Origin of the sequence: Stenotrophomonas sp. Marseille-Q5258 (assembly GCF_946900935.1) — a bacterium.
In the GTDB taxonomy this organism is placed as follows: domain Bacteria; phylum Pseudomonadota; class Gammaproteobacteria; order Xanthomonadales; family Xanthomonadaceae; genus Stenotrophomonas; species Stenotrophomonas nematodicola.
Window position 1 is genome coordinate 1 of record NZ_CAMPPN010000021.1, and the last position, 25,726, is coordinate 25,726.

28 protein-coding genes are annotated in these 25,726 nt (G+C 67.4%); 17 read left to right on the forward strand and 11 right to left on the reverse strand.

Annotated elements, in window-relative coordinates; genetic code table 11:
• Positions 1–323 precede the first annotated feature (323 nt).
• The 6 genes from OC534_RS14370 to OC534_RS14395 all read left to right on the forward strand — a co-directional run bounded on the left by OC534_RS14370 (position 324) and on the right by OC534_RS14395 (position 5,046).
• Positions 324–800, forward strand: a complete 477-nt coding sequence (locus tag OC534_RS14370) for a DUF2244 domain-containing protein (RefSeq protein WP_017356556.1) — start codon at positions 324–326, stop codon at positions 798–800.
• A gap of 86 nt (positions 801–886) precedes the next feature.
• Entirely contained in the window at positions 887–1,747 is an 861-nt protein-coding gene (gene coxB, locus OC534_RS14375) for a cytochrome c oxidase subunit II (protein WP_262072018.1), read from the forward strand.
• 65 nt (positions 1,748–1,812) lie between these two features.
• A complete protein-coding gene (ctaD, locus tag OC534_RS14380; protein ID WP_153164999.1) occupies positions 1,813–3,423 on the forward strand; it encodes a cytochrome c oxidase subunit I in 1,611 nt (536 codons plus the stop codon).
• A 7-nt stretch (positions 3,424–3,430) separates the two neighbouring features.
• Complete coding sequence (locus OC534_RS14385) at positions 3,431–3,565, forward strand: hypothetical protein (protein ID WP_017356559.1); 135 nt, start codon at positions 3,431–3,433, stop codon at positions 3,563–3,565.
• Positions 3,562–4,149 carry a cytochrome c oxidase assembly protein gene (locus OC534_RS14390; protein ID WP_017356560.1) on the forward strand — a complete coding sequence of 196 codons (588 nt, stop codon included), beginning with the start codon at positions 3,562–3,564 and terminating at the stop codon, positions 4,147–4,149. Before OC534_RS14385 ends, OC534_RS14390 begins: the two co-directional genes overlap by 4 nt.
• Before the next feature lie 21 nt (positions 4,150–4,170).
• Positions 4,171–5,046 carry a cytochrome c oxidase subunit 3 gene (locus OC534_RS14395; protein WP_017356561.1) on the forward strand — a complete coding sequence of 292 codons (876 nt, stop codon included), beginning with the start codon at positions 4,171–4,173 and terminating at the stop codon, positions 5,044–5,046.
• A gap of 39 nt (positions 5,047–5,085) precedes the next feature.
• On the opposite strand, the gene OC534_RS14400 is transcribed toward OC534_RS14395, so the two are convergent.
• Positions 5,086–5,304: a twin transmembrane helix small protein gene (locus OC534_RS14400; protein ID WP_017356562.1), complete on the reverse strand. Its 219-nt coding sequence runs from the start codon at positions 5,302–5,304 to the stop codon at positions 5,086–5,088.
• 57 nt (positions 5,305–5,361) lie between these two features.
• On the opposite strand from OC534_RS14400, the gene OC534_RS14405 reads away from it, so the two are divergent.
• From OC534_RS14405 to OC534_RS14425, 5 genes are all read left to right on the forward strand, one after another.
• Complete coding sequence (locus OC534_RS14405) at positions 5,362–6,108, forward strand: SURF1 family protein (RefSeq protein WP_262072019.1); 747 nt, start codon at positions 5,362–5,364, stop codon at positions 6,106–6,108.
• 37 nt (positions 6,109–6,145) lie between these two features.
• Positions 6,146–6,721 (forward strand): hypothetical protein, encoded by a 576-nt coding sequence (locus OC534_RS14410; protein WP_017356564.1) that lies wholly within the window; start codon positions 6,146–6,148, stop codon positions 6,719–6,721.
• Between the two features lie 10 nt (positions 6,722–6,731).
• Entirely contained in the window at positions 6,732–7,937 is a 1,206-nt protein-coding gene (locus OC534_RS14415; RefSeq protein WP_262072020.1) for a COX15/CtaA family protein, read from the forward strand.
• A gap of 4 nt (positions 7,938–7,941) precedes the next feature.
• Positions 7,942–8,835 (forward strand): heme o synthase, encoded by an 894-nt coding sequence (gene cyoE / locus OC534_RS14420; RefSeq protein WP_017356566.1) that lies wholly within the window; start codon positions 7,942–7,944, stop codon positions 8,833–8,835.
• Between the two features lie 81 nt (positions 8,836–8,916).
• The gene (locus OC534_RS14425) at positions 8,917–9,732 is read left to right on the forward strand and encodes a hypothetical protein (protein ID WP_026070843.1); all 816 of its coding nucleotides are present in this window, start codon (positions 8,917–8,919) and stop codon (positions 9,730–9,732) included.
• 36 nt (positions 9,733–9,768) lie between these two features.
• Here OC534_RS14425 and OC534_RS14430 read toward each other — a convergent pair whose 3' ends face one another.
• From OC534_RS14430 to rpsU, 6 genes are all read right to left on the reverse strand, one after another.
• Entirely contained in the window at positions 9,769–10,767 is a 999-nt protein-coding gene (locus OC534_RS14430) for a bile acid:sodium symporter family protein (RefSeq protein WP_262072021.1), read from the reverse strand.
• Positions 10,768–10,819: 52 nt separating this feature from the next.
• Entirely contained in the window at positions 10,820–11,293 is a 474-nt protein-coding gene (locus OC534_RS14435; protein ID WP_166473622.1) for a sulfur transferase domain-containing protein, read from the reverse strand.
• A 71-nt stretch (positions 11,294–11,364) separates the two neighbouring features.
• Positions 11,365–13,095, reverse strand: coding sequence for a DNA primase (gene dnaG, locus OC534_RS14440; protein WP_136007119.1), 1,731 nt, complete (start codon positions 13,093–13,095; stop codon positions 11,365–11,367).
• A 66-nt stretch (positions 13,096–13,161) separates the two neighbouring features.
• A complete protein-coding gene (locus OC534_RS14445; protein WP_262072022.1) occupies positions 13,162–14,112 on the reverse strand; it encodes a YihY/virulence factor BrkB family protein in 951 nt (316 codons plus the stop codon).
• A gap of 111 nt (positions 14,113–14,223) precedes the next feature.
• A complete protein-coding gene (locus tag OC534_RS14450) occupies positions 14,224–14,670 on the reverse strand; it encodes a GatB/YqeY domain-containing protein (RefSeq protein ID WP_136007121.1) in 447 nt (148 codons plus the stop codon).
• A 135-nt stretch (positions 14,671–14,805) separates the two neighbouring features.
• A complete protein-coding gene (gene rpsU / locus OC534_RS14455; protein ID WP_002808376.1) occupies positions 14,806–15,021 on the reverse strand; it encodes a 30S ribosomal protein S21 in 216 nt (71 codons plus the stop codon).
• Positions 15,022–15,187: 166 nt separating this feature from the next.
• On the opposite strand from rpsU, the gene tsaD reads away from it, so the two are divergent.
• The 5 genes from tsaD (at position 15,188) to OC534_RS14480 (ending at position 21,291) form a co-directional block, all read left to right on the forward strand.
• Entirely contained in the window at positions 15,188–16,213 is a 1,026-nt protein-coding gene (gene tsaD / locus OC534_RS14460) for a tRNA (adenosine(37)-N6)-threonylcarbamoyltransferase complex transferase subunit TsaD (protein ID WP_262072023.1), read from the forward strand.
• Positions 16,214–16,432: 219 nt separating this feature from the next.
• A complete protein-coding gene (gene folB, locus OC534_RS14465; protein ID WP_136007126.1) occupies positions 16,433–16,795 on the forward strand; it encodes a dihydroneopterin aldolase in 363 nt (120 codons plus the stop codon).
• A gap of 243 nt (positions 16,796–17,038) precedes the next feature.
• Positions 17,039–18,313, forward strand: a complete 1,275-nt coding sequence (locus OC534_RS14470; protein WP_262072024.1) for a mechanosensitive ion channel family protein — start codon at positions 17,039–17,041, stop codon at positions 18,311–18,313.
• A 136-nt stretch (positions 18,314–18,449) separates the two neighbouring features.
• Positions 18,450–20,624: a glycoside hydrolase family 3 N-terminal domain-containing protein gene (locus OC534_RS14475; protein WP_136007066.1), complete on the forward strand. Its 2,175-nt coding sequence runs from the start codon at positions 18,450–18,452 to the stop codon at positions 20,622–20,624.
• A 97-nt stretch (positions 20,625–20,721) separates the two neighbouring features.
• A complete protein-coding gene (locus OC534_RS14480) occupies positions 20,722–21,291 on the forward strand; it encodes a hypothetical protein (RefSeq protein ID WP_136007067.1) in 570 nt (189 codons plus the stop codon).
• A 75-nt stretch (positions 21,292–21,366) separates the two neighbouring features.
• On the opposite strand, the gene OC534_RS14485 is transcribed toward OC534_RS14480, so the two are convergent.
• Complete coding sequence (locus tag OC534_RS14485; RefSeq protein ID WP_262072025.1) at positions 21,367–22,515, reverse strand: PQQ-dependent sugar dehydrogenase; 1,149 nt, start codon at positions 22,513–22,515, stop codon at positions 21,367–21,369.
• Positions 22,516–22,688: 173 nt separating this feature from the next.
• On the opposite strand from OC534_RS14485, the gene yiaA reads away from it, so the two are divergent.
• On the forward strand, positions 22,689–23,141 hold the full coding sequence (yiaA, locus tag OC534_RS14490) for an inner membrane protein YiaA (RefSeq protein WP_017357500.1): 453 nt from the start codon (positions 22,689–22,691) through the stop codon (positions 23,139–23,141).
• 29 nt (positions 23,142–23,170) lie between these two features.
• Here yiaA and OC534_RS14495 read toward each other — a convergent pair whose 3' ends face one another.
• From OC534_RS14495 to OC534_RS14505, 3 genes are all read right to left on the reverse strand, one after another.
• Positions 23,171–23,518, reverse strand: a complete 348-nt coding sequence (locus OC534_RS14495) for a hypothetical protein (protein ID WP_017357501.1) — start codon at positions 23,516–23,518, stop codon at positions 23,171–23,173.
• Between the two features lie 128 nt (positions 23,519–23,646).
• Entirely contained in the window at positions 23,647–24,939 is a 1,293-nt protein-coding gene (locus tag OC534_RS14500; RefSeq protein WP_017357502.1) for an amino acid permease, read from the reverse strand.
• Positions 24,936–25,712 carry a L,D-transpeptidase family protein gene (locus tag OC534_RS14505; protein WP_262072026.1) on the reverse strand — a complete coding sequence of 259 codons (777 nt, stop codon included), beginning with the start codon at positions 25,710–25,712 and terminating at the stop codon, positions 24,936–24,938. Before OC534_RS14505 ends, OC534_RS14500 begins: the two co-directional genes overlap by 4 nt.
• Between the last annotated feature and the right edge of the window lie 14 nt (positions 25,713–25,726).

Consider the following 25,726-nt stretch of genomic DNA (forward strand, 5'->3'; position numbering starts at 1 on the left):
GCGCCGGACGAGGCCGGTGCAGGGGGAAGCGCGGAAGGTGCGGTCATGCCGATCGGCTCGTGGAGAACTTGACCATTTTAATCGTTTTTCGGTCGATTCAACCGCTTTCCGGGTGCTGCGCCGTGCGCGCCATAGCCTTTCATACAGCGGGATTCCCCCGATCCGGCGAGGGTCTGGAAAACTGTGCCGGTTTCGTCAAAACGGCCGCCGGGTCAATGCTGTATTGCACCATTCCTGAAACTGTGAATGGACCCTTGCGGCTCGCTGGAAAGCAGGGCTACCATCGGGACGTTTCCCGCGGCAGGAAAAAACGCGGTTGCGACATGATCGAGGTGCTGTCAGCTCCGGACGGATCAGGAACGCAACTGCGGCTGCGTCCCCCACGGGCGCTCGATGCCCGGCAGTTCGTCCTGTTGTTTGCCGTGTTGGCGGGTGCGATGGGGGTGGTGGCCGGCCTGGGCTGGTTCGCCGGCAACGTGTTCGCTCCCCTCTTCGCGCTGCTGTACAGCCTGTTGCTGGCAGTGGCACTGCGTGCGTTGTGGCGCAGTGGAGAGCGGCAGGAAGAGATACGGGTAGTGCCAGGGTGCGTGGAGGTCATCCCCGTACCCGGGCAGTTGCCGGTGTTCAGTGCCCACCCGTACTGGGTGACGCTGGTCGCCGACGATGAGGCGGTCCGACTGGTGTCCAGCGGTCGGCAGGTGGCGGTGGGATGTTTCCTCGCACCGGTCGAACGCCAGGCACTGGCTCAGAAACTAGAAGGCTTGCTCGCGGCCAGCGATGGCTGCAACCGACGACGCTAAGGGTCTAGGCAATGAAGCAATGCAGAAAGTGGGGCAGGACGTTCGGAACATCAGGCGTGTGCGGGGCGGCGCTGCTGGCGCCGGCGATGGCGTTGGCCCAGGCGGCCGACCCCAAACCGTGGCAGTTGAACATGGGCAAGGGGGTGACCCAGAGCTCGCGGTTGGCGTGGGAATCCAACCTGTTCTCGCTGTGGGTCTGTACCGTGATCGGGGTGCTGGTCTTTGGCGCGATGTTCTACGCCATCTTCAAGTTCCGTAAGTCCAAGGGCGCGGTCGCTGCCCAGTTCAGCCACAACACCAGGGCCGAGGTCATCTGGACGGTGATCCCGGTGATCATCCTGGTGGTGATGGCGTGGCCGGCCACGGCCAATCTGATCAAGTTCTACGACACACGGGATGCGGAGATGACCGTCAAGGTCACCGGCTACCAGTGGATGTGGAAGTACGAGTACCTCGGCGAGGAAGTGGCCTTCACCAGCCGCCTGGACCGCGAGTCCGACCGCATGCGGCAGAGCGGCAAGGTGCCCACCCGCGAGTCGCACCCGCACTATCTGCTGGATGTGGACAACCGGCTGGTGCTGCCGGTGGATACCAAGGTCCGCTTCGTCATCACCTCCGACGACGTGATCCACGCGTGGTGGGTGCCGGCACTGGGCTGGAAGCAGGACGCCATTCCCGGCTTCATCAACGAAGCCTGGACCAACATCGAAACCCCCGGCGTCTATCGCGGCCAGTGCGCCGAGCTGTGCGGCAAGGACCACGGCTTCATGCCGATCGTGGTCGAAGCGGTGTCCAAGGAGGACTTCCAGAAATGGCTGGCCTCGCGCAGGCCCGCACCGGCGCCGGCAGCGGAAACGCCGGCTGCGGCACCGGCTGACGCCGCACCGGCCCCGGCCGCCGAACCCACGGCACCGGCAGCACCGGCCACAGCAGACAGCAACGCCTGAAATCGAGCCGCGTCCGCCAGCCGGCGGGCGGGGGGTACCACCGGATCCAGTGAGGTGTAGTTGCGATGGCGCATTCCGCAGTTGACCACGACGGGCACCACGGGCATCAGCAGAGCTTCTTCGAGCGTTGGTTCTTCTCGACCAACCACAAGGACATCGGCACGCTCTACCTGCTCTTCAGCTTCATCATGTTCATCATCGGCGCGGCGATGAGCGTGATCATCCGTGCCGAGCTGATGCAGCCCGGCCTGCAGTTCGTCAGACCGGAGACCTTCAACCAGCTCACCACGGTGCATGCGCTGGTGATGATCTTCGGCGGCGTGATGCCGGCGTTCGTCGGCCTGGCCAACTGGATGATCCCATTGCAGATCGGCGCGCCGGACATGGCGCTGCCGCGCATGAACAACTGGTCATTCTGGCTGCTGCCGGTGGCCTTCAGCCTGCTGCTGCTGACCTTCCTGCTGCCGGGCGGTGCCCCGGCCGGTGGCTGGACCCTGTACCCGCCGCTGTCGCTGCAGGGCGGCTACAACGTCGCCTTCACCGTGTTCGCCATCCACGTGGCCGGCATCAGTTCGATCATGGGCGCGATCAACATCATCGCCACCGTGCTGAACATGCGTGCCCCGGGCATCGACCTGCTGAAGATGCCGATCTTCTGCTGGTCCTGGCTGATCACCGCATTCCTGCTGATCGCGGTGATGCCGGTGCTGGCCGGCGCGGTGACCATGCTGCTGACCGACAAGTTCTTCGGCACCAGCTTCTTCAACGCGGCCGGCGGCGGCGACCCGGTGATGTTCCAGCACATCTTCTGGTTCTTCGGGCACCCGGAGGTGTACATCATGATCCTGCCGGCCTTCGGCGTGGTCAGCGAGATCATTCCCACCTTCAGTCGCAAGCCGCTGTTCGGCTACCAGGCTATGGTGTACGCGGTGGCCGCCATCGCCTTCCTGTCGTTCATCGTCTGGGCCCACCACATGTTCACCGTGGGCATGCCGCTGGGCGGCGAGATCTACTTCATGTTCGCCACCATGCTGATCTCGATCCCCACCGGGGTGAAGGTGTTCAACTGGGTCAGCACCATGTGGCGCGGCTCGCTCACCTTCGAAGCGCCGATGCTGTGGGCGGTGGCCTTCGTGATCCTGTTCACCATCGGTGGCTTCTCCGGCCTGATGCTGGCGATCGTGGTGGCCGACTTCCAGTATCACGACACCTATTTCGTGGTGGCGCACTTCCACTACGTGCTGGTCACCGGCGCGGTGTTCGCGCTGATCGGCGCGGTGTACTACTGGTGGCCGAAGTGGACCGGGCGCATGTACAACGAAACGTGGGCCAAGATCCACTTCTGGTGGACGATCGTGTTCGTCAACCTGCTGTTCTTCCCGCAGCACTTCCTCGGGCTGGCCGGCATGCCACGCCGCATCCCGGATTACAGCGTGGCCTTCGCCGACTGGAACCTGATCAGCACGATCGGTGCGTTCGGTATGTTCGCCACGCCGTTCATGATGGCCGCCATCCTGATCGTCTCGCTGCGCAACGGCGAGAAGGCGGCAGACCGCTCCTGGGAAGGCGCACGGGGGCTGGAATGGACGATTCCCTCACCGGCACCGGCGCACACCTTCACCGTGCCGCCGGTCATCCGCCCGGGCGATCTGGCCCACGACGACATCACCCACTGAGGTTGCCATGCACACGCCTCCGCACGACATCGACAGCCTGGCCCTGCGCCGCCGCCGCGCGCAACGTACGGCGTGGGTAGTGGGCGGCGTGGCCGTGCTGGTCTATGTGGGCTTCATCCTCAGCGGGGTGATCGGGCGATGAGCGACGAACGCCCCACGCCGCCTGCGCGACACGCGGGTCTGCCCCGGCTGATCGGGGTGGCGGTGGCGGTGTTCGTACTGACGTTCTCGCTGGTGCCGCTGTACCGCATCGCCTGCGAGAAAGTGTTCGGCGTGCGCCTGGAGCGTGGCCCGGGCGCGACGGCGGCCACCACCGCCGGCGGCAAGCGCACGGTACGCGTGGAGTTCGACGGCGGCGTGAATTCCAAGCTGCCGTGGTCGTTCCATCCCGAACAGTTGACGATGGACGTCGTTCCCGGTGAGCTCAACGAGGCGCTGTACTACGCGCGCAACGACAGCGATCGTGCACTGGTCGGCAGCGCGGTGCCGTCGGTCGCGCCGGCCAAGGCATCGGGCTACTTCAGCAAAACCGAGTGCTTCTGCTTCACCGCCCAGACCCTGCAGGCCGGCGAGAAGCGTGACATGCCGGTGCGCTTCATCGTCGACCCGGACCTGCCCGCCAACGTCACCACGATCACGCTGTCCTACACCTTCTACAAGAACGACGCACTGTCCGCGCAGCTGGCCCCGGCGACACCGCCGGCCACCGCGCGCTCGGCTCCCTGATACGCACCCGGACACAGACTCATGGCCCAGCAAAGCCCCGATGCCAACGTGTACTTCGTGCCCACGCACAGCAAGTGGCCGTTCATCGGCTCCATCGCGATGATGGTGACGATGGTCGGCGTGGCCAGTTGGCTCAACGATTCCGGTTGGGGCAAGTGGACGTTCTACGCGGGCCTGGCGATGCTGGTGCTGACGCTGTTCTGGTGGTTCAGCGACGTGGTGCGCGAATCGCAGGCCGGCAACTACAACCGCCAGGTCGACGGCTCGTTCCGGATGGGCATGGTGTGGTTCATCTTCTCCGAAGTGATGTTCTTCGGCGCCTTTTTCGGCGCGCTGTTCTACACCCGCAACCTGGGACTGCCGTGGCTGGGCGGCGAGGGCGATGGCGTGATGACCAACGAACTGCTCTGGGACGGCTACTCGGCCGCCTGGCCGACCAACGGCCCGGGCAGCATCGGCGGTCACTTCCAGACGATCCCCGCGTGGGGCCTGCCGCTGATCAACACGCTGATCCTGCTCACCTCCGGCGTCACCCTCACCATCGCCCACCACGCACTGAAAGCCGGCCATCGCCGCCAGCTGCTGGTGTGGCTGGGCATCACCGTGCTGCTGGGCGCGTTCTTCCTCACCCTGCAGGCCGAGGAGTACATCCACGCCTACAAGGAACTCAACCTGACGCTTGGTTCGGGCATCTACGGCTCGACCTTCTTCATGCTCACCGGTTTCCACGGGGCGCATGTGTTGCTGGGCACCATCATGCTGGTGGTGATGTGGCTGCGCTCGGCCAAAGGCCACTTCACCCGCGACAACCACTTCGGCTTCGAAGCGGCCGCGTGGTACTGGCACTTCGTCGACGTGGTCTGGCTGATGCTGTTCCTGTTCGTCTACGTGCTGTAGCGTCGCAGCGACGGGATGCCGCGTCGGTGCGACGCGGCATCAGCCACCGATCCCGTGGGGCTTGATCCAGCCGCTGTAGATGCCGATGACCACCAGCAGGAACAACGCCACCGACACCGCGATGCGGCGCGTGAGGGCGTTGACGGTTCGCTTGGTCTGGCCGCGATCGACCAACAGGTAATACAGTCCCGCGCCCAGATTCCAGACGATGACGATCAGAAACGCGATTACCAGCAGGGTCTTCAACGAATCATTCATGCGCGGCTCGATGGCAGGGCGGGGTGGCCTATCTGACCGCGTTTTGCCGGCGTTGTCATGATGCGCCAGCACACACGCCTGATGGGCTGGATCGCGGCGCTGGCGACCATCGCCCTGTTCTGCTTCCTCGGCCACTGGCAACTGCAGCGGATGCACGAGAAACAGGCACTGCTGGACCAGCAGGCGCCCGCCCGCGCGCAGGCCCTGACCCTTGCCGAGGCGCTCGCAGCGCCGCCACAGCTGCGGTGGGTGGTGGATGCCGGATGCTTTCTTCCCGTGGCGCTGCTGCTCGACAACCAGATGCGCGATGGCCGCGCCGGCATCAAGGTCTACCAGCCGTTCCGCAGCGATGCCGGTGCGCTGGCGCTGGTGGACCTGGGCTGGTTGCCGATGCCACCCGATCGCACGGTGCCCACTGTCACCTTGCGCGATGACCACGTGCGGCTGGCTGGCCTGCTCGCGCCGCCGCCGGCCGCCGGGCTGGCGCTCGGCCCGGCGATGTCGCCCACGCAGCAGACCAACGTCTGGCTGGCCAGCCGGATGCCGCCGGACGAGGTGGCGGTTGCGCTGTCCCTGCCACCCGGCAGCCTGCCGGCCCGCGTGCTGCGGCTGGACCCGGCGCTGCCCGGGGGCTACGCGCGCGATCTGGAGCTGCTGCCCAACACCCTGCCGCCCAGCCGCCATCTCGGTTACGCCGTGCAGTGGTTCGGCCTGGCCCTGACCGTTCTGATGGTTGCCCTTCTGCTCGAATGGCGCCGCCACCGTCGTCCGGACGGATCGTCCAGCCCTGGCCGCGCCCCCTGACCGGCACACCTCCTCCTTCCATGAGAAAATCGCACGCATGAATGCCACCCCGCAGGAACAGCTCAACGCCCGCAACCGCGGTCGCTGGACCCTGATCGCCCTGTTCGGCCTGTTCTTCGGGGTGATGGCGCTGGCCGGCGTGCTGCGTTTCTCCGGCTGGCAGCCCACGGCCCATCGCAACACCGGGCAGATGCTCGCGCCGCCGGTGGATCTGGTGGCCAGGCCGCCCACGCTCGCCGATGGCCAGCCCTACCCGTGGAATCCGCAGGCACGCACCTGGCGCATTCTGGTGGCACCGGGAGACGGCTGTGCGGCCGAGTGCGTCACTTTGTCGCAGGGATTGGGCAAGGTGTGGCAGCTGTTCGGCCATAAAGCCGATAATGTCGAGATCCTGTGGCTGGGCACGCCGCCGGCCGAGGTCCAGGGCCTGCCCGCGCTACGCGTGCTGCGCGCCCAGCCGGACCTGCGTGCCGCCTTGCCCGCCGTGGATGACGCCGCCGGCACGCCTGTGTATGTGATCGATCCCAACGGGTTTGTGATCATGCGGTATGCGCCGGGATTCGCATTGGCCGGTCTGCACAAGGACATGGCCACGCTGTTGAAACTGAAGTGAGTTCCGTTTGATGAACCCCACCGCGCGCCCGGCGCTGCATCGCAATTTCCACCGTCTGGCGTGGTTCGCCCTGATCATGACGGCCAGCACGATCATGTTCGGATCGTTCGTGCGTCTGTCCGATGCCGGCCTGAGCTGCCCGGATTGGCCAACCTGCTATGGCCGTGTCACCTGGCCGCAGCATGCCGAAGAAGTCATCGGCCACGAGGCGGCGAAGATCCGGCCGCTGGAAACCCACAAGGCATGGCGCGAGCAGGTCCACCGTTTCCTCGCCGGCGCGTTGGGCATCGAGATCCTGACCCTGGCCCTGCTGGCCACGCGCCGCCGCCGCTGGGGAAGCACGGCGGTGGTGACCGCCTGCGTCCTGGTGGCCACCGGCATACCGCTATACATGATGGGCATGCATGTCCCAGCGAGCATCATCGCGCTGATCGGCGAGGTGATCCTGCTGGTCGCCGCGTGGCGCTGGACCAACAGCGATCTGGCCCGCGTCGCGCTGCTGACCCTGGCCGTGGTGATCTTCCAGGCACTGCTGGGCATGTGGACGGTGACCTGGCTGCTCAAGCCCATCGTGGTGATGGGTCACCTGCTGGGTGGGATGCTGATGTTCGGGCTGCTGGTGTGGATGGCGTGGCGCGCCACGCACATGCCGATCACCCTGGCCGAGGCACCGAAGCTGCGGTGGCTGATCCGCGCCGGTGTGGCCCTGCTGGTGCTGCAGATCGCCCTGGGTGGCTGGGTCAGCGCCAACTATGCCGCGCTCGCCTGCGGCGGCGGCAGCGCTTCGCTGGACAACTTCCCGCGCTGCGTGAGCCAGTGGTGGCCACCGCACAACTTCAGTGAAGGCTTCACCCTCTGGCGCGGCATCGGCGTGGATTACGAAGGGGGGGTGCTCGACGGTGCGTCGCGCATCGCCATCCAGATGGCGCACCGCCTGATGGCCATCGTGGTGGGCCTGTACCTGCTGTGGCTGTCGGTGCGCCTGTTCCGCCTGCCGAGCATGCGCGGCTGGGCGACGGCGCTGGGTCTGCTGGTCGCCCTGCAGATCACGCTGGGCGTTCTCAATGTGAAGCTGGCCGTGCCGCTGGAAGTGGCCGTCGCACACAGCGGCGGCGCGGTTGCGCTGCTGTTCGTGCTGGTGACGCTGCTGGCGCGCCTGCGGTCGCCGGATGCGGCCAGCCGGCCCTCGGCCGTGGCCTCCGGTACGGTGGGCTGACGACATGCTGAGCAACTACCGCCAATACTGGGACCTGACCAAGCCCAAGGTCGTCGCCCTGATCGTGTTCACCGCGCTGGTGGGCATGTTCCTGGCCATTCCCGGGCTGCCCACCGCGCAGCAGGCGCTCGACGGCGCGCTCGGGTTCCTCGGCATCTGGCTGGCCGCCTCGGCGGCCGCGGCGATCAACCAGCTGCTGGATGCGCACATCGATGCGCAGATGGCGCGCACCTCGTGGCGCCCGCTGGTGGTGGGCAAGGTCAAGCCGTGGCAGGTGCTGGTCTTCGCCGGCCTGCTGATCGCGCTGTCGATGACCATCCTGATCGTGTGGGTCAACGTCATCACTGCGGTGCTGACCTTCGCCTCGCTGATCGGCTACGCGGTGATCTATACCGTGTACCTCAAGCGTGCGACCTCGCAGAACATCGTGATCGGCGGTCTGGCCGGCGCCACCCCGCCGATGCTGGGCTGGGCCGCGATCACCGGCATGCAGGGGCCGTGGGACTGGGCCTATGCGTCGTTGCTGGTGCTGATCATCTTCATCTGGACGCCTCCGCACTTCTGGGCGCTGGCGATCTTCCGTCGCGAGGATTACGCCAAGGCAGAGATCCCGATGCTGCCGGTGACCCACGGGGTGGTGTACACCCGCAAGTCGATCATGGCGTATTCGATCGCACTGGCCGTTGTGAGCATCCTGCCGGTCGTGTTCGGCATGAGCGGCATGTTCTACCTCGGCGGGGCAGTGGTGCTCAACGCGGTCTTCCTCTGGTACGCCTGGCGCATGCTCAACCCGCCGGATGAACTGTTCTCGATGAAGATGTTCGGCTACTCCATCGTCTACCTGATGGCGCTGTTCGCCTTCCTGATGGTGGACCACTGGATGCTGCCTTGGTTGTAGGACGCGGGCGCGCTGCGACGCGCGCCTTGAATCTCCGGCAACTGTCGCCATTGCTTTCATGACCCAACAGGACGTGACGTCATGAAACGATGGATGCCAAGCGCAGTGCTGGCCATGACGCTGCTGTGCAGCGCGGCGATGGCCGCGCCTGCGCCCGATGACACGGCCACGCAGATCATGGCGCACGCCGGCGACCACCGCCTGGTCGTGCTCGGCGAGTACCACGGCACCGCCGAAACGCCGCTGCTGGTGGCCGACCTGACGGAGCGTTACAGCCGCGACAATGCCGCCGTGCGGCTGGCGCTGGAACTGCCGATGAGCGAGAACGCGGCCCTGGCGCGCTATCTGCGCTCGGACGGCGGTGCCGACGCGCGCGACGCGCTGCGCACTTCGCCGTTCTGGGCGGTCAAGGACGATCAGCATGACGGGCGCCGCAGCAGCAACATGCTGGACCTCATCGACGCGGTGCGCGCGCTGCGCGCCCAGGGCCGCGATGTGGGCATTGCCGGCTATGACGTGGAAACCGGCACCTCAAAGGACAACCAGACGCGCGATACGGCGATGGCAACCCACCTGCGGCAGCAGTTCAGCGCGCTGCCTGCCGATGCGCGGATGCTGGTGCTCACCGGTAACGCGCATGCGCTGCGCGCGCGCCCGCAGGGCGCACCGGCGGAGATGCAGCAGCAGCCGATGTCAGCGCAACTGCGCGATCTGCCGCTGTACAGCGTACGCCTGGACGCGCTGCGCGGAGAGGCGTGGGCCTGCCTGGACCGCTGCGGCCCGCGATCGCTGGTCGAACAGCCGGCACGCGCGCCGCGCGTCGATACGCATCCACGGCGCAGCTACGATCTGGTGGTGTGGATGCCGCAGCTCAGTGTTGGCCGTCTGGTCGATTGAACGGGCTGGCGACAGGGCGTACACGTTGGAACGGGCTCACTGTCCTCCACCATCTTTCACCGGCTTCACCGGATCCCGCGCATACCGCTGCGCGATCATCGCGCAGACGATCAGCTGGATCTGATGGTAGATCATGATCGGCAGCACGATCGCGCCGAGGCTGCCGCCGGTGAACAACACCTTGGCGATCGGCACGCCGGTGGCCAGGCTCTTTTTGGAGCCGCAGAACAGGATGGTGATCTCGTCTTCGCGGTTGAAGCCCAGCCGCCGTGCGATGAAGCGGATCGTCGGCATGGCGATGCCGAGCAGTACCGCCGCCACGATAGCTACCGTGAGCAGGGACAGCAGCGGCGTCTTGCTCCACAGCCCTTCGCTGACCGCTTCACCGAAGGCCGAGTACACCACCAGCAGGATGGTGCCCTGGTCGGTGTAGCGCAGCAGCGCGCGCTGCCGCTCCACCCAGCGGGCGATCCACGGCCGCAGCAGGTGGCCGGCCACGAACGGCACCAGCAGCTGCAGCATGATGCTCACGATGGCATGCACGGGGTTCTGCATGCCGCCTTCGGTACCGGCCAGCACCGTCAGCAGCAGGGGGGTCAGGAACACGCCGAGGATGCTCGACAACGAGGCACTGCAGACGGCGGCCGGCACGTTGCCGCGTGCCATCGAGGTAAAGGCGATCGACGACTGCACGGTCGAGGGCAGCGCGCACAGGAACAGCACGCCGATGTACAGCTCCGGCGTCAGCAGCCAGCCGTCCAGCGGTTTGAACAGCAGCCCCAGCAGGGGGAACAGCACGAAGGTGCAGCCGAGGATGGTCAGGTGCAGCCGCCAATGCAGCATGCCGGCGACGATCGACTCGCGCGGCAGGCGCGCGCCGTGCAGGAAGAACAGGGCGGCGATGGCGACGTCGGTGACATCGTCGAGCACCATTGCCGCGGCGCCGTGCATGGGCAGCAGCGAGGCCAGCAGCACGGTGCAGAGCAGGGCGAGGGTGAAGTTGTCCGGCCGCAGGCGCGACCACCAGGGCGTCATGCGCGGCATGCTCCTGTCGTGGGGGGAAGGGGGGACGGACACGCGTACTGGATCAACGCGCGGTGTCCTGTTCGAGCAGGACGCGGGTCCTGGCGTCCAGCGAGGTCATGCCGGCATCGCGGCCGAACTGCAGTGCGTCTTCGACGGACGCGCCCTGCCGGGCCTTCATCAGCGCCAGCAGGGCGCCGACGCGGTTGCCGGAGGCGCAGTGCAGCAGGACCGGGCCCTGGCTCTGTGCCAGCGCGGTGCGCAGGGCCTGCACATTGGCGTCGGTGAGGCCGGCAGCGCCGGCAACCGGGATGCGGACATAGCGCAGGCCCAGGCGTTCGGCAGCGGCGGTTTCGTCGAACCCGCGCTCCTCGTCGGGCTGGCGCAGGTCGATCAGGGTGGTGATCCCCGCGGCGGCGGCCTGCTGCAGTTCGGCGGCGCTGGGTTGGCCGGCGGTGTAGAGCTGCGGCCGTGGCTGCGCGAACGGCAGCGTCGCGGCCCAGGCGGGCAGGGCCAGCGCGAGCAGCGCGGCGATCAGGCCGGCACGGCGCCAGTGGACGATCGATTCAGCGGGACGCGCGATGTGGGGTGCCACGGCAGCTCCGTCGGTCAGAAGCGGATGGTGCTGCGCGCTTTGAGCAGTTCGCGCAGCTCGTACTTGTCAGTATCGTCCAGACCCTGCTGGCTCTGCTTTGCCTGAAGCTCGTCCAGACGTTGCATCAACAGCTGCTTTTCCAGCTGGGCGACCGCATCGTGCAGTTCCTGGGTCCACATCGCCTCGTCGCCGGGCAATGTCTGCGCGGCGAGTCTGTGCAGCGCCTCCTGTTCCTCGCGGCCGTCGAAGTGCTGCAGCAGGGCACCGGTGCTGATATCGGGCCGCTGCTCGACCAGGGTCAGCAGTTCCAGCAGCAGGTCCACGCCGGGCAGGCGCAGGCCGTTGAAGTGATGCCCCTCCAGGGTCATCGCCAGCGACGGCTGCTGCAGCAGGATGGCGATGGCCGCGCGCACCAGGCTGCGGCGCTGCGCCGGAGCGACCGCGCGCGATGGCGGGCGCGCGACCGGCGTGGCCGTACCCGGCTTGGCGCCCAGCCCGGTCAGCGCGGTCAGCTGCTGCTTCATCAGGTCGCCGAAGGCGCCGTCGGGAATCTGCGCCAGCATCGGTTTGGCGCGCTCGGCCAGCCGTGCCTTGCCGTCCAGCGTGGCCATGTTGACCTCGCGGGTGAGCTCGTCGAAGAAGAACTGCGACAGCGGCGTGGCCTGCTGCAGGCGGGCATCGAAGCCTTCGCGGCCTTCCTTGCGCACGATGGTGTCCGGGTCCTCGCCATCGGGCAGGAACAGGAAGAAGGCCTGACGGCCATCCTTCATGCGCGGCAGCACCGATTCCAGCGCACGCCAGCCGGCGCGGCGACCGGCGGCATCGCCGTCGAAGCAGAAGAACACGTCCGGCGCGTTGCGGAACAGCAGCTCGGCATGGTCCGGCGTGGTCGCCGTGCCCAGCGTGGCCACCGCCTGGGTAACGCCGAACTGGAACAGCGAGACCACGTCCATGTAGCCCTCGACCACGATCAGCCGCTCGATCTTCTGGTTGGCCTGGCGCACCTGCCACAGGCCGTACAGCTCGCGGCCCTTGTGGAACAGGGCGGTCTCGGGCGAATTGAGGTACTTGGGCCCATCGTCCTTTTCCATGACCCGGCCGCCATAGGCGATCACGCGGCCACGGCGATCGAAAATCGGGAACATCACCCGGTCGCGGAACTTGTCGTAGACGTGCCCGCGGTCGTTCTTGGAGAACAGGCCGGCGCGGTCGAGCAGCTTCATGCGCCGCTCGTCCTTGCCCAGCGCATCCTTCAGCGCGCTGTAGCCATCGGGCGCATAGCCGATCGCAAAGCGCGCGCGGTTCTCTTCGTCCACGCCACGCTGGTCCAGGTAGGCACGGGCCTTGTCGCTGCCCTCCAACGACTTCTGGAAGAAGCGCGTGGCCGCATCCAGCGCGGAGTACAGATCGCGGCTGTCATCCTGCTGCTGCGCCGTGCGCGGCTGCGTATCGCGCGGTACTTCCATGCCGACGCGCTTGGCCAGTTCGTCGACTGCGTCGAGGAATTCCAGGCGGTCGTAGTTCATCAGGAAGCTGATCGCGGTGCCATGCGCGCCGCAGCCGAAGCAGTGATAGAACTGCTTGGTCGGGGAAACGGTGAACGAGGCCGAGCGCTCGTCGTGGAACGGGCAACGCGCCGCATACTCCTTGCCCTGGCGTTTCAACGGCACGCGGCTGCCCACCACCTCGACAATGTCGGAGCGGGCCAGCAGGTCATCGATGAATGCGTCGGGGATACGGGCCATAGGCAGCAGGCAGGTGGCGCGGCCGGAGAACGGCCACGCAGGGCAGCGGGGGACCGGACTAGTCTACTAGCTGCCGGCCACTTCGCCCGGTTTGGGCGCGGCGATCCCGGCCCGCGCCAGGTGGAACCGGGCGCGCAGCCGCTCATCGACCACCGCGGTCATCAGCGCGCCCACGAAGAACACCACAGTGGCGTAGTAGATCCACACCAGCGAGATCACCAGCGCGCCCATCGAGCCGTAGGCGCTGCCAGGGGCGACCGTAGCGATGTACAGGCCGATGGCATAGCGGCCCAGCGCGAACAGCGCCGAGGTGATCGCGCCGCCGATGAAGGCCTGGCGCCACGCCACGCGGCGGTCCGGCAGGTAGTGGTAGAGAAAGGCGAAGCCCACCGTGTACAGGGCCAGGCTGGTCAGGTAGCCCACGGCCGGCAGCACCGAGGGCAACTGCGCGAAGGCCACCTGCAGCATGGTGGTGGCGGTCATCGACAGGATCAGCAGGAAACCCAGGGCGAGCACCACGCCGAACGAGAACACCCGCTTGCGCAGCCACGCCACGATGCCGTCCAGGCGCTCGCCGCTGGTGTTGAAGATCAGGTTGAGGGCGTTCTGCAGCTGCGCGAACACGGCCGTGGCGCCGATGAACAACAGCAGCGTGCTCCACACGCCGGCGAGCGAGCCGACATCGGGCTGGTTGTCGGCGTTCTTGAGCACGGTGTCGGCCACGGTGGCGGCACTGCTGCCGGCGACGTCGTGGATCTGTGCGATCAGCGCCTGTTGGGCCGGCGGATACAGCGAGGCGGTCAGCCACAGCAGCAGGACCAGCAGCGGCGCCATCGACAGCAGCGCATAGAAGGACAACGAAGCGGCCTGGGTCAGTACGTCCACCTCGACAAAGCGCTTGCCCACGGCAACTGGAAAGCTGCGTTCAAGCCGGTCCACATACTTGCGCAGGCGGTGCGGAACGCGGGAGGGGTCTTGCGCCGGGTCGGGCGCCGGAGAAGGGGGCAGCGAAGACATGCCGGGATTTCTAGCAGCCCCGGTTCGAAGACCGGGTGAAACGCGCGCAGTGCTGCACCACGCGCGTCGATGATCGGCGCCCGCCACGGGACGGGCGCTGCATGCGGGCGCTCAGCCGGCCAACTGCGCCTTGACCAGCTTGGACACCAGGCCCATGTCGGCCTGGCCCGCCAGCTTGGGCTTCAATGCGCCCATCAGCTTGCCCATGTCCGCTGCGCCGGTCGCGCCGGTTTCGGCGATGGCGGCCTGGATGGCGGCCACGATCTCGGCTTCGCCCATCTTGGCGGGCAGATACTGGTCGATGACCACCAGCTCATCGCGCTCGATCTGCGCCAGGTCGTCACGATTGGCCGCTTCGTACTGGGTGACCGAGTCCTTGCGCTGCTTGACCATCTTGTCCAGCACGGCAACAACGGCGGCGTCGTCCAGCTCGATGCGCTCGTCCACTTCCTTCTGCTTGATCGCCGCGTTGATCAGGCGGATCACGCCCAGGCGGTGCTTCTCGCCGCTCTTCATGGCGGCCTTCATGTCATCGGTGAGCTGCTGCTTCAGGCTCATGGAACACCTCGTATCGGTGGAAGAGGGGGCAATCGATAGCTGGGGACGGGAACGCAAAAAGCCGGTAACGCTTGCGCGTTCCGGCTTCGGCTCCGCCGCGACAGGACAGGCCTGCCGCATCGAAGTTGCGTCCGATCAGTACAGGCGCTGACGCTTGGTAACGTCGCGCGACGAGCGGCGCAGCTGACGCTTCACAGCAGCAGCAGCCTTACGCTTGCGCTCCTGGGTCGGCTTTTCGTAGAACTCGCGCTTGCGGGTTTCGGCCAGCACGCCGGCCTTTTCGCAGGTGCGCTTGAAGCGACGGAGCGCAAACTCGAAGGGCTCGTTCTCGCGGACTTTGACGCTGGGCATGGAATCTCCGGGACACAGTAGAACCGGGTCACGCCCGGTGAGAGCCGCACATTATAGCGGCGACAAAAGAAGTTGCAACCCACCCCGGCAAACTTCTTGGCCACAGGTGGTGTCAGATGGGCTGGCGGTGCATCTGCCGGGCCTCAAGAGGTCCATAATACGCGTTATGCGAGTCCTTGGTATCGAATCTTCCTGCGATGAGACCGGCGTGGCGGTGTACGACACCGCGCTGTCCGGTGTCGACGCCCTGCGCGCCCATGCGGTCTACAGCCAGATCGCCCTCCACGCTGAATACGGTGGGGTGGTGCCCGAACTGGCCAGCCGCGACCATGTGCGCAAGCTGCTGCCGCTGATCCGGCAGACCCTGGCCGAGGCCGGCATGCAGGTCTCGGACATCGACGGGGTGGCCTTTACCGCCGGTCCGGGGCTGGTCGGTGCCCTGCTGGTCGGCGCCGGCGTAGCCCGTTCGCTGGCCTGGGCGCTGGAGGTGCCGGCGGTGGGTGTCCACCATATGGAGGGTCATCTGCTGGCCCCGCTGATGGAAGACGACCCGCCGGAGGCCCCGTTCGTGGCCCTGCTGGTGTCCGGAGGCCATACCCAGCTGGTGGCGGTGGACCGGATCGGCCAGTACCGCCTGCTGGGCGAGACCCTGGACGATGCGGCCGGCGAGGCCTTCGACAAGACCGCCAAGCTGATGGGCCTGCCGTATCCGGGGGGGCCGCAGCTGGCTGCGCTGGCCGAGCGTGGAACACCGGGCAAGTACCGTTTCACCCGGCCGATGACCGATCGCCCCGGGCTGGATTTCAGCTTCTCCGGCCTGAAGACCCAAGTGCTCCTGGCTTGGCGCGACAGCGACCAGAGCGAGCAGACCCGCGCCGATATCGCCCGTGGGTTTGAAGATGCCGTGGTGGAAACCCTGGCGATCAAGTGCGACCGCGCGCTGGATGCCGCCGGCTGCGACGTGCTGGTGGTGGCCGGTGGCGTGGGGGCCAACCGGCGCCTGCGCGCCCGCCTGGACGAGATGGCCCGCCGCCGTGGCGGCCGCGTCTGCTTCCCGCGCCCGGCGCTGTGCACCGACAACGGCGCGATGATTGCCTTCGCCGGCGCGCTGCGGCTGGAAGCGGGGCAGCACACCCCGCCGCAGGTGCAGGTCACCCCGCGTTGGGACATGGCTACGCTGCCGGCGGTGTAGGACGCCTCAGCGGCCGCATCAGACCGGCCGTTGATGCAGGCGCTGGGTCACGGTCTTCTCGCGTTGCATCCAGTGGTCGAACTCTGCGCATTTGGGCACCACGGCCACTGCGGACCGTACTGCAGCGCGAGTGCATCGGCGATGGCGCTTCGTTCCGGGTTCCCGGCACGTTCCGGACCGGCCCGTTACCATGTTCGCCATCTTCCACGTGGCATTCCTATGGACAAGGTATTCATCGAAGGGCTCGAGATCGACGCCCTGATCGGGATCTACGACTGGGAACGGCGGATCCGCCAGACCCTGCGTTTCGACCTGGAAATGGGCTTCGACAACCGCCGCCCGGCCGCCAGCGACGACATCGCCGATACCCTCAATTACAAAGCCGTCAGCAAGCGCATCGAGCAGTTCGTGCGCGAGTCCGACTTCGGCCTGGTGGAGACACTGGCCGAACGCATCGCCGAGATCGTGCTGCGCGAGTTCAACGTGGAGTGGCTGCGGCTGAAGCTGAGCAAGCCGGGCGCGGTACGCGGCGCCCGCGCGGTCGGCGTGATCATCGAACGCACCGCCACCCAGCACCCGTAATGCCGGGCTCCGCCCGGCAACGCAACCCCGTAGTGCCAGGCTCTGCCCGGCAACGCGCACCCGTAATGCCAGGCTCTGCCCGGCAACGCACACCCGTAGTGCCAGGCTCCGCCCGGCAACGCACACCCGTAATGCCAGGCTCCGCCCGGCAACGCACACCCGTAATGCCAGGCTCTGCCCGGCAACGCAAACCCGTAGTGCCGGGCTCTGCCCGGCAACGCACGCATTTGGAGACCCCCCACCATGCTTGATGCGGTAGTGGCACCCCAATGGCTGCAGGACCTGCAGCGCACCCTCGAACCCTGGCCCTGGGCCTACACCCTGGTGGTGGTGGCAGCCGTGGCGCTGGCCGCCTGGCTGGCCAACTTTGTCACCAAGCGGATCCTGCTGCGCGGCCTGCGCAAGCTGGTCAACCGGCTGCCCGGCAATGGAGCGGGCAATGAAGGCCGCAACAACCTGCGGGTGATCTCGCGCCTGGCCAACGTGGTGCCCAGCATGGTCATCGCCGCCGGCGTCCAGGTGGTGCCGGGCCTGCCGCCCCAGCTGGTGGAGTTCGTGATGGGGGCCTGCCGGGCATGGGCGGTGCTGACCGTGGCGCTGGCCGTCTCGCACGCACTGGATGCGGCCAACGATCTGTACGAGCGCCGCCCGGACGCGCGCAACAAGCCGATCAAGGGCTACCTGCAGGTCGTGAAGATCGTGGTGTTCGTGATCGCCGGCCTGTCGATCGTGGCGACCCTGCTCGGCGTGAAACTCGGCCCGCTGGTCACCGGTCTGGGCGCGGCCACCGCCGTGCTGATGCTGATCTTCCAGGACACCATCCTGTCGCTGGTGGCCAGCGTGCAGATCAGCGGCGATGGCCGGGTGCGGCTCGGCGACTGGATCGAGATGCCCAGCCAGAACGCCGATGGCGATGTGATCGACATCGCCCTGCACACCATCACCGTGCAGAACTTCGACAAGACCATCACCACCATCCCGACCAAGAAGCTGGTCACCGAGTCGTTCAAGAACTGGCGCGGCATGCAGGAGGCCGGCGGACGCCGGATCAAGCGCGCGCTGTACCTGGACCAGCACAGCGTGGATTTTCTGGATGCGACGGCGCTGGCCCGGCTGGAGCAGTTCGCGGTCCTGCGCGAGTACCTGCGCGACAAGCAGGCCGAGCTGGAGCAGTGGAACGCCGACCTGCGTGCCAAGGGCATGGACGCGATCAACGCGCGCCGGGTGACCAACCTGGGCACCTTCCGCGCGTATGTTGAACGCTATCTGCGCCAGCACCCGGGCATCCATACGGACATGACGTTGCTGGTACGGCAGCTGCAGCCCACCACGGAAGGCCTGCCGCTGGAGATCTACTGCTTCACCCGGACCACCGCCTGGGCCGACTACGAAGGCGTGCAGTCGGATGTGTTCGACCACCTTCTGGCGATCCTGCCGGCCTTTGGGCTGCGGGTATTCCAGGCGTCGAGCGATGCCATGTTGATGGTTGCGCAGCAGCAGCGCGCCTTCGCGGAGTAAGCTCCTCTGCCCCCGGCGGCGCCCCTGCGACGCCGGAATTTCCCCACGGGGAAGAAAAATGAACGCCAAAATCATTCACAACGGGCTCGGGAACGCTAGAATCCCGGCCTTGTAAACGTTTTCATAAGGACAGCCGGTGGCCGCCGATCGCATCGAAACCCTCATTGCCCAGATGACCGTCGAAGAAAAAGTCGGCCAGCTGGGTGTGTTCGCGGACATGGTCCGGCCGTTCGCGCCGGATGTGAATCCGGAAGCGAACGTCAGCAACGCCGACCAGGTGCTGCAACAGGTCCGCGAAGGCAAGGTGGGGTCGCTGTTCAACGGCGTGGGCGTGGAAGCCGGCCGCCGCATCCAGCAGGTGGCGCTGGAAGAGAGCCGCCTGGGCATCCCGGTGATCCTGGCAGCCGATGTCATCCACGGCATGCGCACCGTGTTCCCGATCCCGCTGGGCGAGGCCGCGAGCTTCGAGCCGGAGCTGGCCGAGCGCACCGCGCGCGCCACGGCGGTGGAAGCCACTGCCGCGGGCCTGCACTGGACGTATGCGCCGGCGGTGGACATTGCCCGCGACCAGCGCTGGGGCCGTGGCGCCGAGGGTGCCGGTGAAGACGTGGTGCTGGGCTGTGCGTTCGCCGCCGCCCGCGTGCGCGGCTTCCAGGGCCCGGACCTGCGTGCGGCCGATGCGCTGCTGGCCACGCCGAAGCACTTTGCCGCCTATGGCGCGGTGATGGCCGGCATGGAATACAACATGGTCGACATCTCCCCGCAGACTCTGCGCGATGTCCACCTGCCGCCGTTCAAGGCGGCCTTCGAGGCCGGCGCGCTCACCGTGATGTCGTCCTTCAACGACATCAACGGCGTGCCCGCCAGCGCCAATGCCGAACTGCTGACCGACATCCTGCGCGGCGAATGGCAGTTCCCGGGCGTGGTGATCTCCGATTACACCGCCGACATGGAACTGGTCGCCCACGGTTATGCCGCCGACGACCGTGATGCCACCGCCAAGGCGTTCACCGCCGGGTTGGACCTGAGCATGCAGAGCGGCTTCTACGCCGAACACCTGCCGGGCCTGGTCGCCAGTGGCGAGGTGCCGATGGCCACGCTGGATGAATCGGTGCGCCGCATCCTCAGGCTGAAGGAAGCGATTGGCCTGTTCGACGATCCCTACCGCTCGCTGGATCTGGCGCGTGAAGCCGATACCGCGCACATCGCCGCGCACGACGCGCTGTCGCGCGATGCCGCGCGCCGCTCGATCGTGCTCCTGAAGAACGACGGCGACGTGCTGCCGCTGAAGAAGGCCGGGCAGAAGATCGCGCTGATCGGTCCGTTCGTGCAGGACCGCGACAACATCGAAGGCTGCTGGACGCTGTTCGGCGACAAGTCGCGCTATGTCACGCTGGAAGCCGGCGTACGCGCGGCCATCAGCGATGAGGCCCTGCTGGAAATCGTCCCGGGCTGCGCGCTGGAAGCGCCCCTGCAGGACGGCATCGAACAGGCCGTGGCCGCTGCGCTGCGCGCCGATGTGGTGGTGCTGGCGCTGGGCGAACCGCAGCGCTACAGCGGTGAGGCGCAGTCGCGGGTGGAGATCACCCTGCCGCCGGCGCAGCAGGCGCTCGCCGAAGCGGTGGCGATGACCGGCAAGCCGCTGGTGGTGCTGCTGCGCAATGGCCGTGCGCTGGCGCTGCAGGGGGCCGTCCGCAACGCGCAGGCGGTGGCGGTGACCTGGTACCTGGGCACGCAGACCGGGCCGGCCGTGGCCGATGTGCTGTTCGGCGACTACAACCCGTCCGGCCGTCTGCCGGTGAGCTTCCCGCAGGTGTCCGGCCAGCAGCCCTTCTTCTACAACCATCCGCGCACCGGTCGCCCGGAACTGCCGACCATGTCGGAGTTCAAGGCGCGCTGGCGCGAGATTCCCAACGCGGCGCTGTACCCGTTCGGCCACGGCCTGGGCTACACCACCTTCGACTACGGTGTGCCGCAGCTGAGCAGCAAGACGCTGGGCTGGGACGACACGCTGACCATCACCACCACGCTGACCAACACCGGCGCGGTGGCCGGCGAGGAAGTGGTGCAGTTGTACATCCACGACCGCGTCGCCAGCCGCGTGCGTCCGGTGCGCGAGCTGAAAGACTTCCGCAAGGTGGCCCTGCAGCCGGGGCAGAGCACGCAGGTGCAGTTCACCCTGGATCGCCATGCGCTCGGGTTCACCGGCCGCGACGGCGTGTTCGGCGCCGAACCGGGGCAGTTCGACCTGTGGGTGTGCGCCTCTTCGGCCAGCGGCGAGCCGGTGATCTTCGAACTGCTCGCCGGTTGATCGGCGGTGCCGGCGGCTGGCCGGCACCGCGCTCGTCATCCTTGGCTGACGGCGCCGGCGCTAGGCTGGCAACCCGGCTGAACCGATGGAGCGTCCGATGCGCCTGATCCCATTCCTGGTCCCCACGCTGTTGCTGGCTGCCTGTTCGCAGCCGGCATCGCCACCGGCAGAGACGGCCGCCACGTCGCCACCGGTGGCCAGCACCGCGCCACCCGACGAGGCGCCAGCGGCCGGCCTGTCGCCGGATGCGGTGGAACCGGCCGCCGATGCGGCGCCGCCGCCCGCCGCCCCCGCGCCTGCCGCCGCCGCCGACGACGTGCGCCAGCGGATCGACCGTGTTCTCGGTGATGCCGCGCAGTACGAAGCGGTCTTCATCGCCTTCCAGAAGGCGGTCAATGGCGGCGACCGTGCCGCGGTGGTCGAGGAAGTCCGCTTCCCGTTGAAGATCGCCAACGGCGCCACGATCGCCGGCCCGGGCGAGTTCCAGCGCAATTACGAGCGCATCCTGACCCCGGCCGTGCGCAAGGCCATTGCCGCGCAGACCTTCGACACGGTGATGGTCAACCAGCAGGGGGTGATGATCGGCGACGGCCAGGTCTGGCTCAACGGCGCCTGCCTGGACACGGCCTGCAGCCGTACCGAGGTCAAGGTCGTCACCATCCAGTAGGGCAGCGCGCGGCCGCGCCCCCGCCAGACGGCGAGGGCGCCAGGCCAGTGCCGGCGCGGTGCCGGCGCTGCAGGATCAAGCTTTCGGGGTCAGCTTCAGCAGCTTGCCGTTGCTGCCGTCTTCCAGCAGCCAGATCGCGCCGTCGGGCCCTTGCTCCACTTCGCGGATGCGCTCACCCATGAGGAAGCGTTCGGCTTCGCGTGCGTTGTCGCCGTCGAAGGCCACCCGCACCAGCGAGGTCGACGACAGCCCGCCGATGAAGCCGCTGCCCTTCCACTGCGGGAACAGCGTCCCGGAGTAGATGATGAAACCGGCCGGCGAAATCACCGGCGTCCAGGTCACCTTCGGCGCGGCGAACTCGGGCCGGGTGCTGTGGTCGGGAATCTCGCGGCCGTCGTAGTGGTTGCCGTTGGAGACCACCGGGTAACCGTAGTTCGCGCCGCGCTCGATCAGGTTCAGCTCGTCGCCGCCGGCCGGGCCCATCTCGTGCACCCATAGCTTGCCGCGCGCGTCAAAGGCGATGCCCAGCGCGTTGCGATGGCCGAGCGACCACACCTGCGCGGCCACGCCACCCTGCGAGGCGAAGGGATTGTCGGCCGGCACGCTGCCGTCGTCGTTCAGCCGTACGATCTTGCCGAGATTGCCGCCCATGTCCTGCGCCGGATCGAACTTCTGGCGCTCGCTGGAGGTGATCCACAGCTTGCCGTCCGGCCCGAACGCCAGGCGGTGGCCGTAGTGTCCCTTGCCCTCGACCTTGGGGGTCTGCCGCCAGATCACCTTCAGATCCTGCAGCGCGCCGCTGCCGTCGGGCTGCAGCACCAGTCGCGCACGCGCCACGGCCGCGCCACGGGTGTCGCCTTGACCGGCCTCGGCATAGCTGACGTACAGCAGTTGATTGCGGGCGAAATCCGGATGCGGCAGGACATCGCCGAGGCCGCCCTGGCCGCCGTAGGCCACCGCGGGCACGCCGCTGATGGTGGCGCTGGTGCCGCTGGTGGGGTTGACGTGCTTGAGCGCGCCGCGCTTCTCGCTGACCAGCAGGCTGCCGTCAGGCAGGAAGCTCATCGCCCACGGCTCGTTGAAGGTGCCGACGGCGGTAGCGGTGAACGGCCAGTTCGCCTTTTCGACCGCAGGCGCGGTGGCCGTATCGGCGGCCACGCAGGCGGTGGTGAACAGGGCGGGGGTAAGGCTGATGGCGAGCGAGAGCAGCAGCTTGCGGGTCATGGAGTATCTCCGGAGGGGATGCGATGGCCAGATAGGCGTTGTACACCATGCCTGTCCTCGCCGCGTGCACCATACGTCATTCCCCGTATGCGCCAGTGCGTGGATCGGCTACCGTTGGCGCCAGCCGCCCGTGGGGCGGCCCCGCAGCACTGTCTTCCAAGGGAGTTGGAATCATGAAGCAACAGGTACACAAACCGTCCGCCGCGTTCATCGCCGCCTCGTGGAGCGCGCTGCTGCTGGGCGCTGCTGCTTATCTGGTGGGCCTGTTCAACGCCGAGATGGCGCTCAACGAGAAGGGCTACTACCTCACCCTGCTGCTGTTCGGTCTGTTTGCGGCGGTGTCGCTGCAGAAGAGCGTGCGCGACAAGGCCGAGGCCATTCCCGTCAGCGGCCTGTACTACGCGCTGTGCTGGTTCGCCCTGCTGGCTTCGCTGCTGTTGCTGCTGGTGGGCTTGTGGAACGCCACCCTGCTGCTGAGCGAGAAGGGCTTCTACGGCATGGCCTTCGCGCTGGCGCTGTTCGGCGCCGTGGCCGTGCAGAAGAACACCCGCGACCTGATGGCCGCCAACGGCGCAACGCTGCCGCCGCTGCCGGCCCGGCCGGTCACGCCGCCCTCGCTGGACTGAGGGCGACACCGGGTGGCTGCGCGGGCCGGTCAGGTCCCGCGCGGCACGCCCTTGTCCAGGTGCGCCTGGCGCAGGGCAGTGGATTCGTCCCAGCCACGGCGCACCGCATTGCGCGCCTGCGCCCAGGTCAGCCTGCTCTTGCCACGCTCCTGCGCCCAGCGCGTTTCCAGCTCGGCTTCAACCTCTTCGTACGCACGGATGATGTCGTCGGCGCGGGAGTAGTGGCCGAGCTGGTAGGCCGGCTCGTAATCGTCGAAGAACTGGCTCTGGTCATAGTACGGTTCGCTGGAGAACCGCTCGCGCCAGTAGTCCGACACGGCCTGGCGCGGCACGCCGTCTTCCGGCACCCGGCCGGGAATCTGGTAGTCAGGGCTCATCTGGTAGCTCCGGTGGGGTGAGGCATCACCGTAGCGGAGCACCGGTTAACGTCATGGGCCAGCGGAGTGAATGCCGCATCAAGCGCCGCGCGGCACATCAGCCCGCATTCCCGCGTGTCAACGCGTCGTCACGTCGCCTTGCGCGGCAGTCTGTAAATTACCGCGCCCACCGCGAAGGCGACCAGTGCCGCCGCAATGTTCTGCCAGCTCGCACTGGCGAACAATGCCAGGCACAGCACCAGCGCCAGCACCGGAATCAGCGGGCCGCCCGGCAGTTTCAGCGCCCCGGGGCGGTCGGCGAAACGCCGCGCCAATACCAGTACCGCCGCCGCTGTGCCGATGTAGGCGAACAGACGCGTGGTCATCGACAGCAGCGCCAGCTGCACGAACGACCCGGACAACGCCAGCGCCAGTGCGATCACGCCCTGGGTGACAATGGCCGCCGCCGGTGTGCGGAAGCGCGGATGCACGTTGGCCAGCACCTTCGGCCCGTAGCCGTCGCGGGCCAGCGCGAACAGGAACCGCGGGCCCATCATCATGGTGTTGCTGTTGGTGCCCAGAATGGAGATGGTGGCACCCACCGTCAGGATCAGCGCCAGCGCTTCTCCCCCGAAACTGGACGCGGCATCGGCCAGCGGCGTCGGCGAGGTGGCCAGGTTGGCCAGCGTGCCCTGCGCCACCAGCTGTACCGCGCCATAGATGATGGTGACGCTGACGATCATGGTGATCAGCGCGAACGGGATGTCACGGCGCGGGTTCCTGTACTCGCCTGCGGCGGCCGGAATATTCTCGAAGCCGGCGTAGGCGTACAGCAGCAGCAGCGCCGCCTCGCCCATCCGTTGCAGGTCGTGCGGGTCCGGGCGGACGCCGGAGAAGGCCAGGTCCATGTCAACGTAGAACGCGCCGATTGCCACGAACAGCAGCAGCGGCAGCAGCTTGCCGATCACCAGGATTACCCCGGTGCGTGCGGCCGACCGAACGCCGGCCACGTTCACCGCGGTAAGGAAGCCCAGCGACACCACGATGATCGCAATGCGGCCGATGTCATGCCCGGCCCACGGCCAGAAGCGCGCCACCGCATCGGCCAGCGCATTGCTCAATGCGGCCGCCGAGCTGATCCGGGTCAGCCAGATCATCCAGCCGATCTCGAATCCGGCGAAGCGCCCGAAGGCCTCGCGTGCGTACAGATAGCTGCCGCCGGGCTCATCGAAATAACTGGCCGCCTGGGCGTAGCACAGCACCAGCAGCGCCACCACGATGCCCGCAGCCACCACGCCCCACAGGCTGAAGGGCCCGAGCAGCGCCACCGTGGCGGCCGGCAGGAGGTAGATACCGCTGCCGATCACATCGTTGATCGACAGCCCGACGATCTGCCAGCGGCTGACCGCGCGTTCCAGCTGCGGTTCGGACGGGGCGCTCAATGCATCGCTCCGGTCAGGACCGGCAACTGCCACGGCACCTGCAGGTTGTCGTACTCCGTCTTCGGCAGCAGGATGAATGCCGCGCGCGTATCCGGCTTCAGCCAGGCCAGCAGGGCCTTCATGTGACGCGGCTCCATTGCCGTACAGCCGGCCGTGGCCTCGCCCGGCGTGCGCCAGAGGTGGGCGAAGATGCAGCTGCCCCTGCCAGGCGTACGGCTGCTGTTGTGCTCGATCACAAAGCCTTCGCGATAGCGCACATCGCCCTTGTTGTGCAGGTCCAGCCGCATCGGTTCGGTGGATCCTTCCACTGCGGTGGCACCGACGTCCTTCGCATCGACGATGCGGTTGTAGTGGGGCGAGGTGGGCACATCCATGCAGTAGTGGCTGGCCGTCATCGGCTGGTACGGCATCGCACTGGCGATCTTCGACGCATACCCGAACGCAGGGCCGATCTCGAAGATGCCGGCGGGGCTGCGCCCATCGCCTTCCTGCTTCTGCGGCCCCTGATTGTGCAGCGACGCACGGCCCACGCCCCAGGCACTGCCGTTCCGCCCCACGGCCACGGTGAAGGCGGGGCCGTGCCTGCGCCACGGGCCACTGCTGCTCCGGCGTTCATAGGCCTGCAGCCGGCCCTGGGTGGCGTCCCAGCTGTCGGTGACCACCACGATGGCCTGCCGGCTGTGCGACAGCGGCGGCAACGGGGTGAGTGCGCCAGCCGGCAGCGCGGTGGCGAGAGCGGTGACGGCGAGGGCGGTACGCAGCAGCGGCAGCATCGTGGACTCCGGTA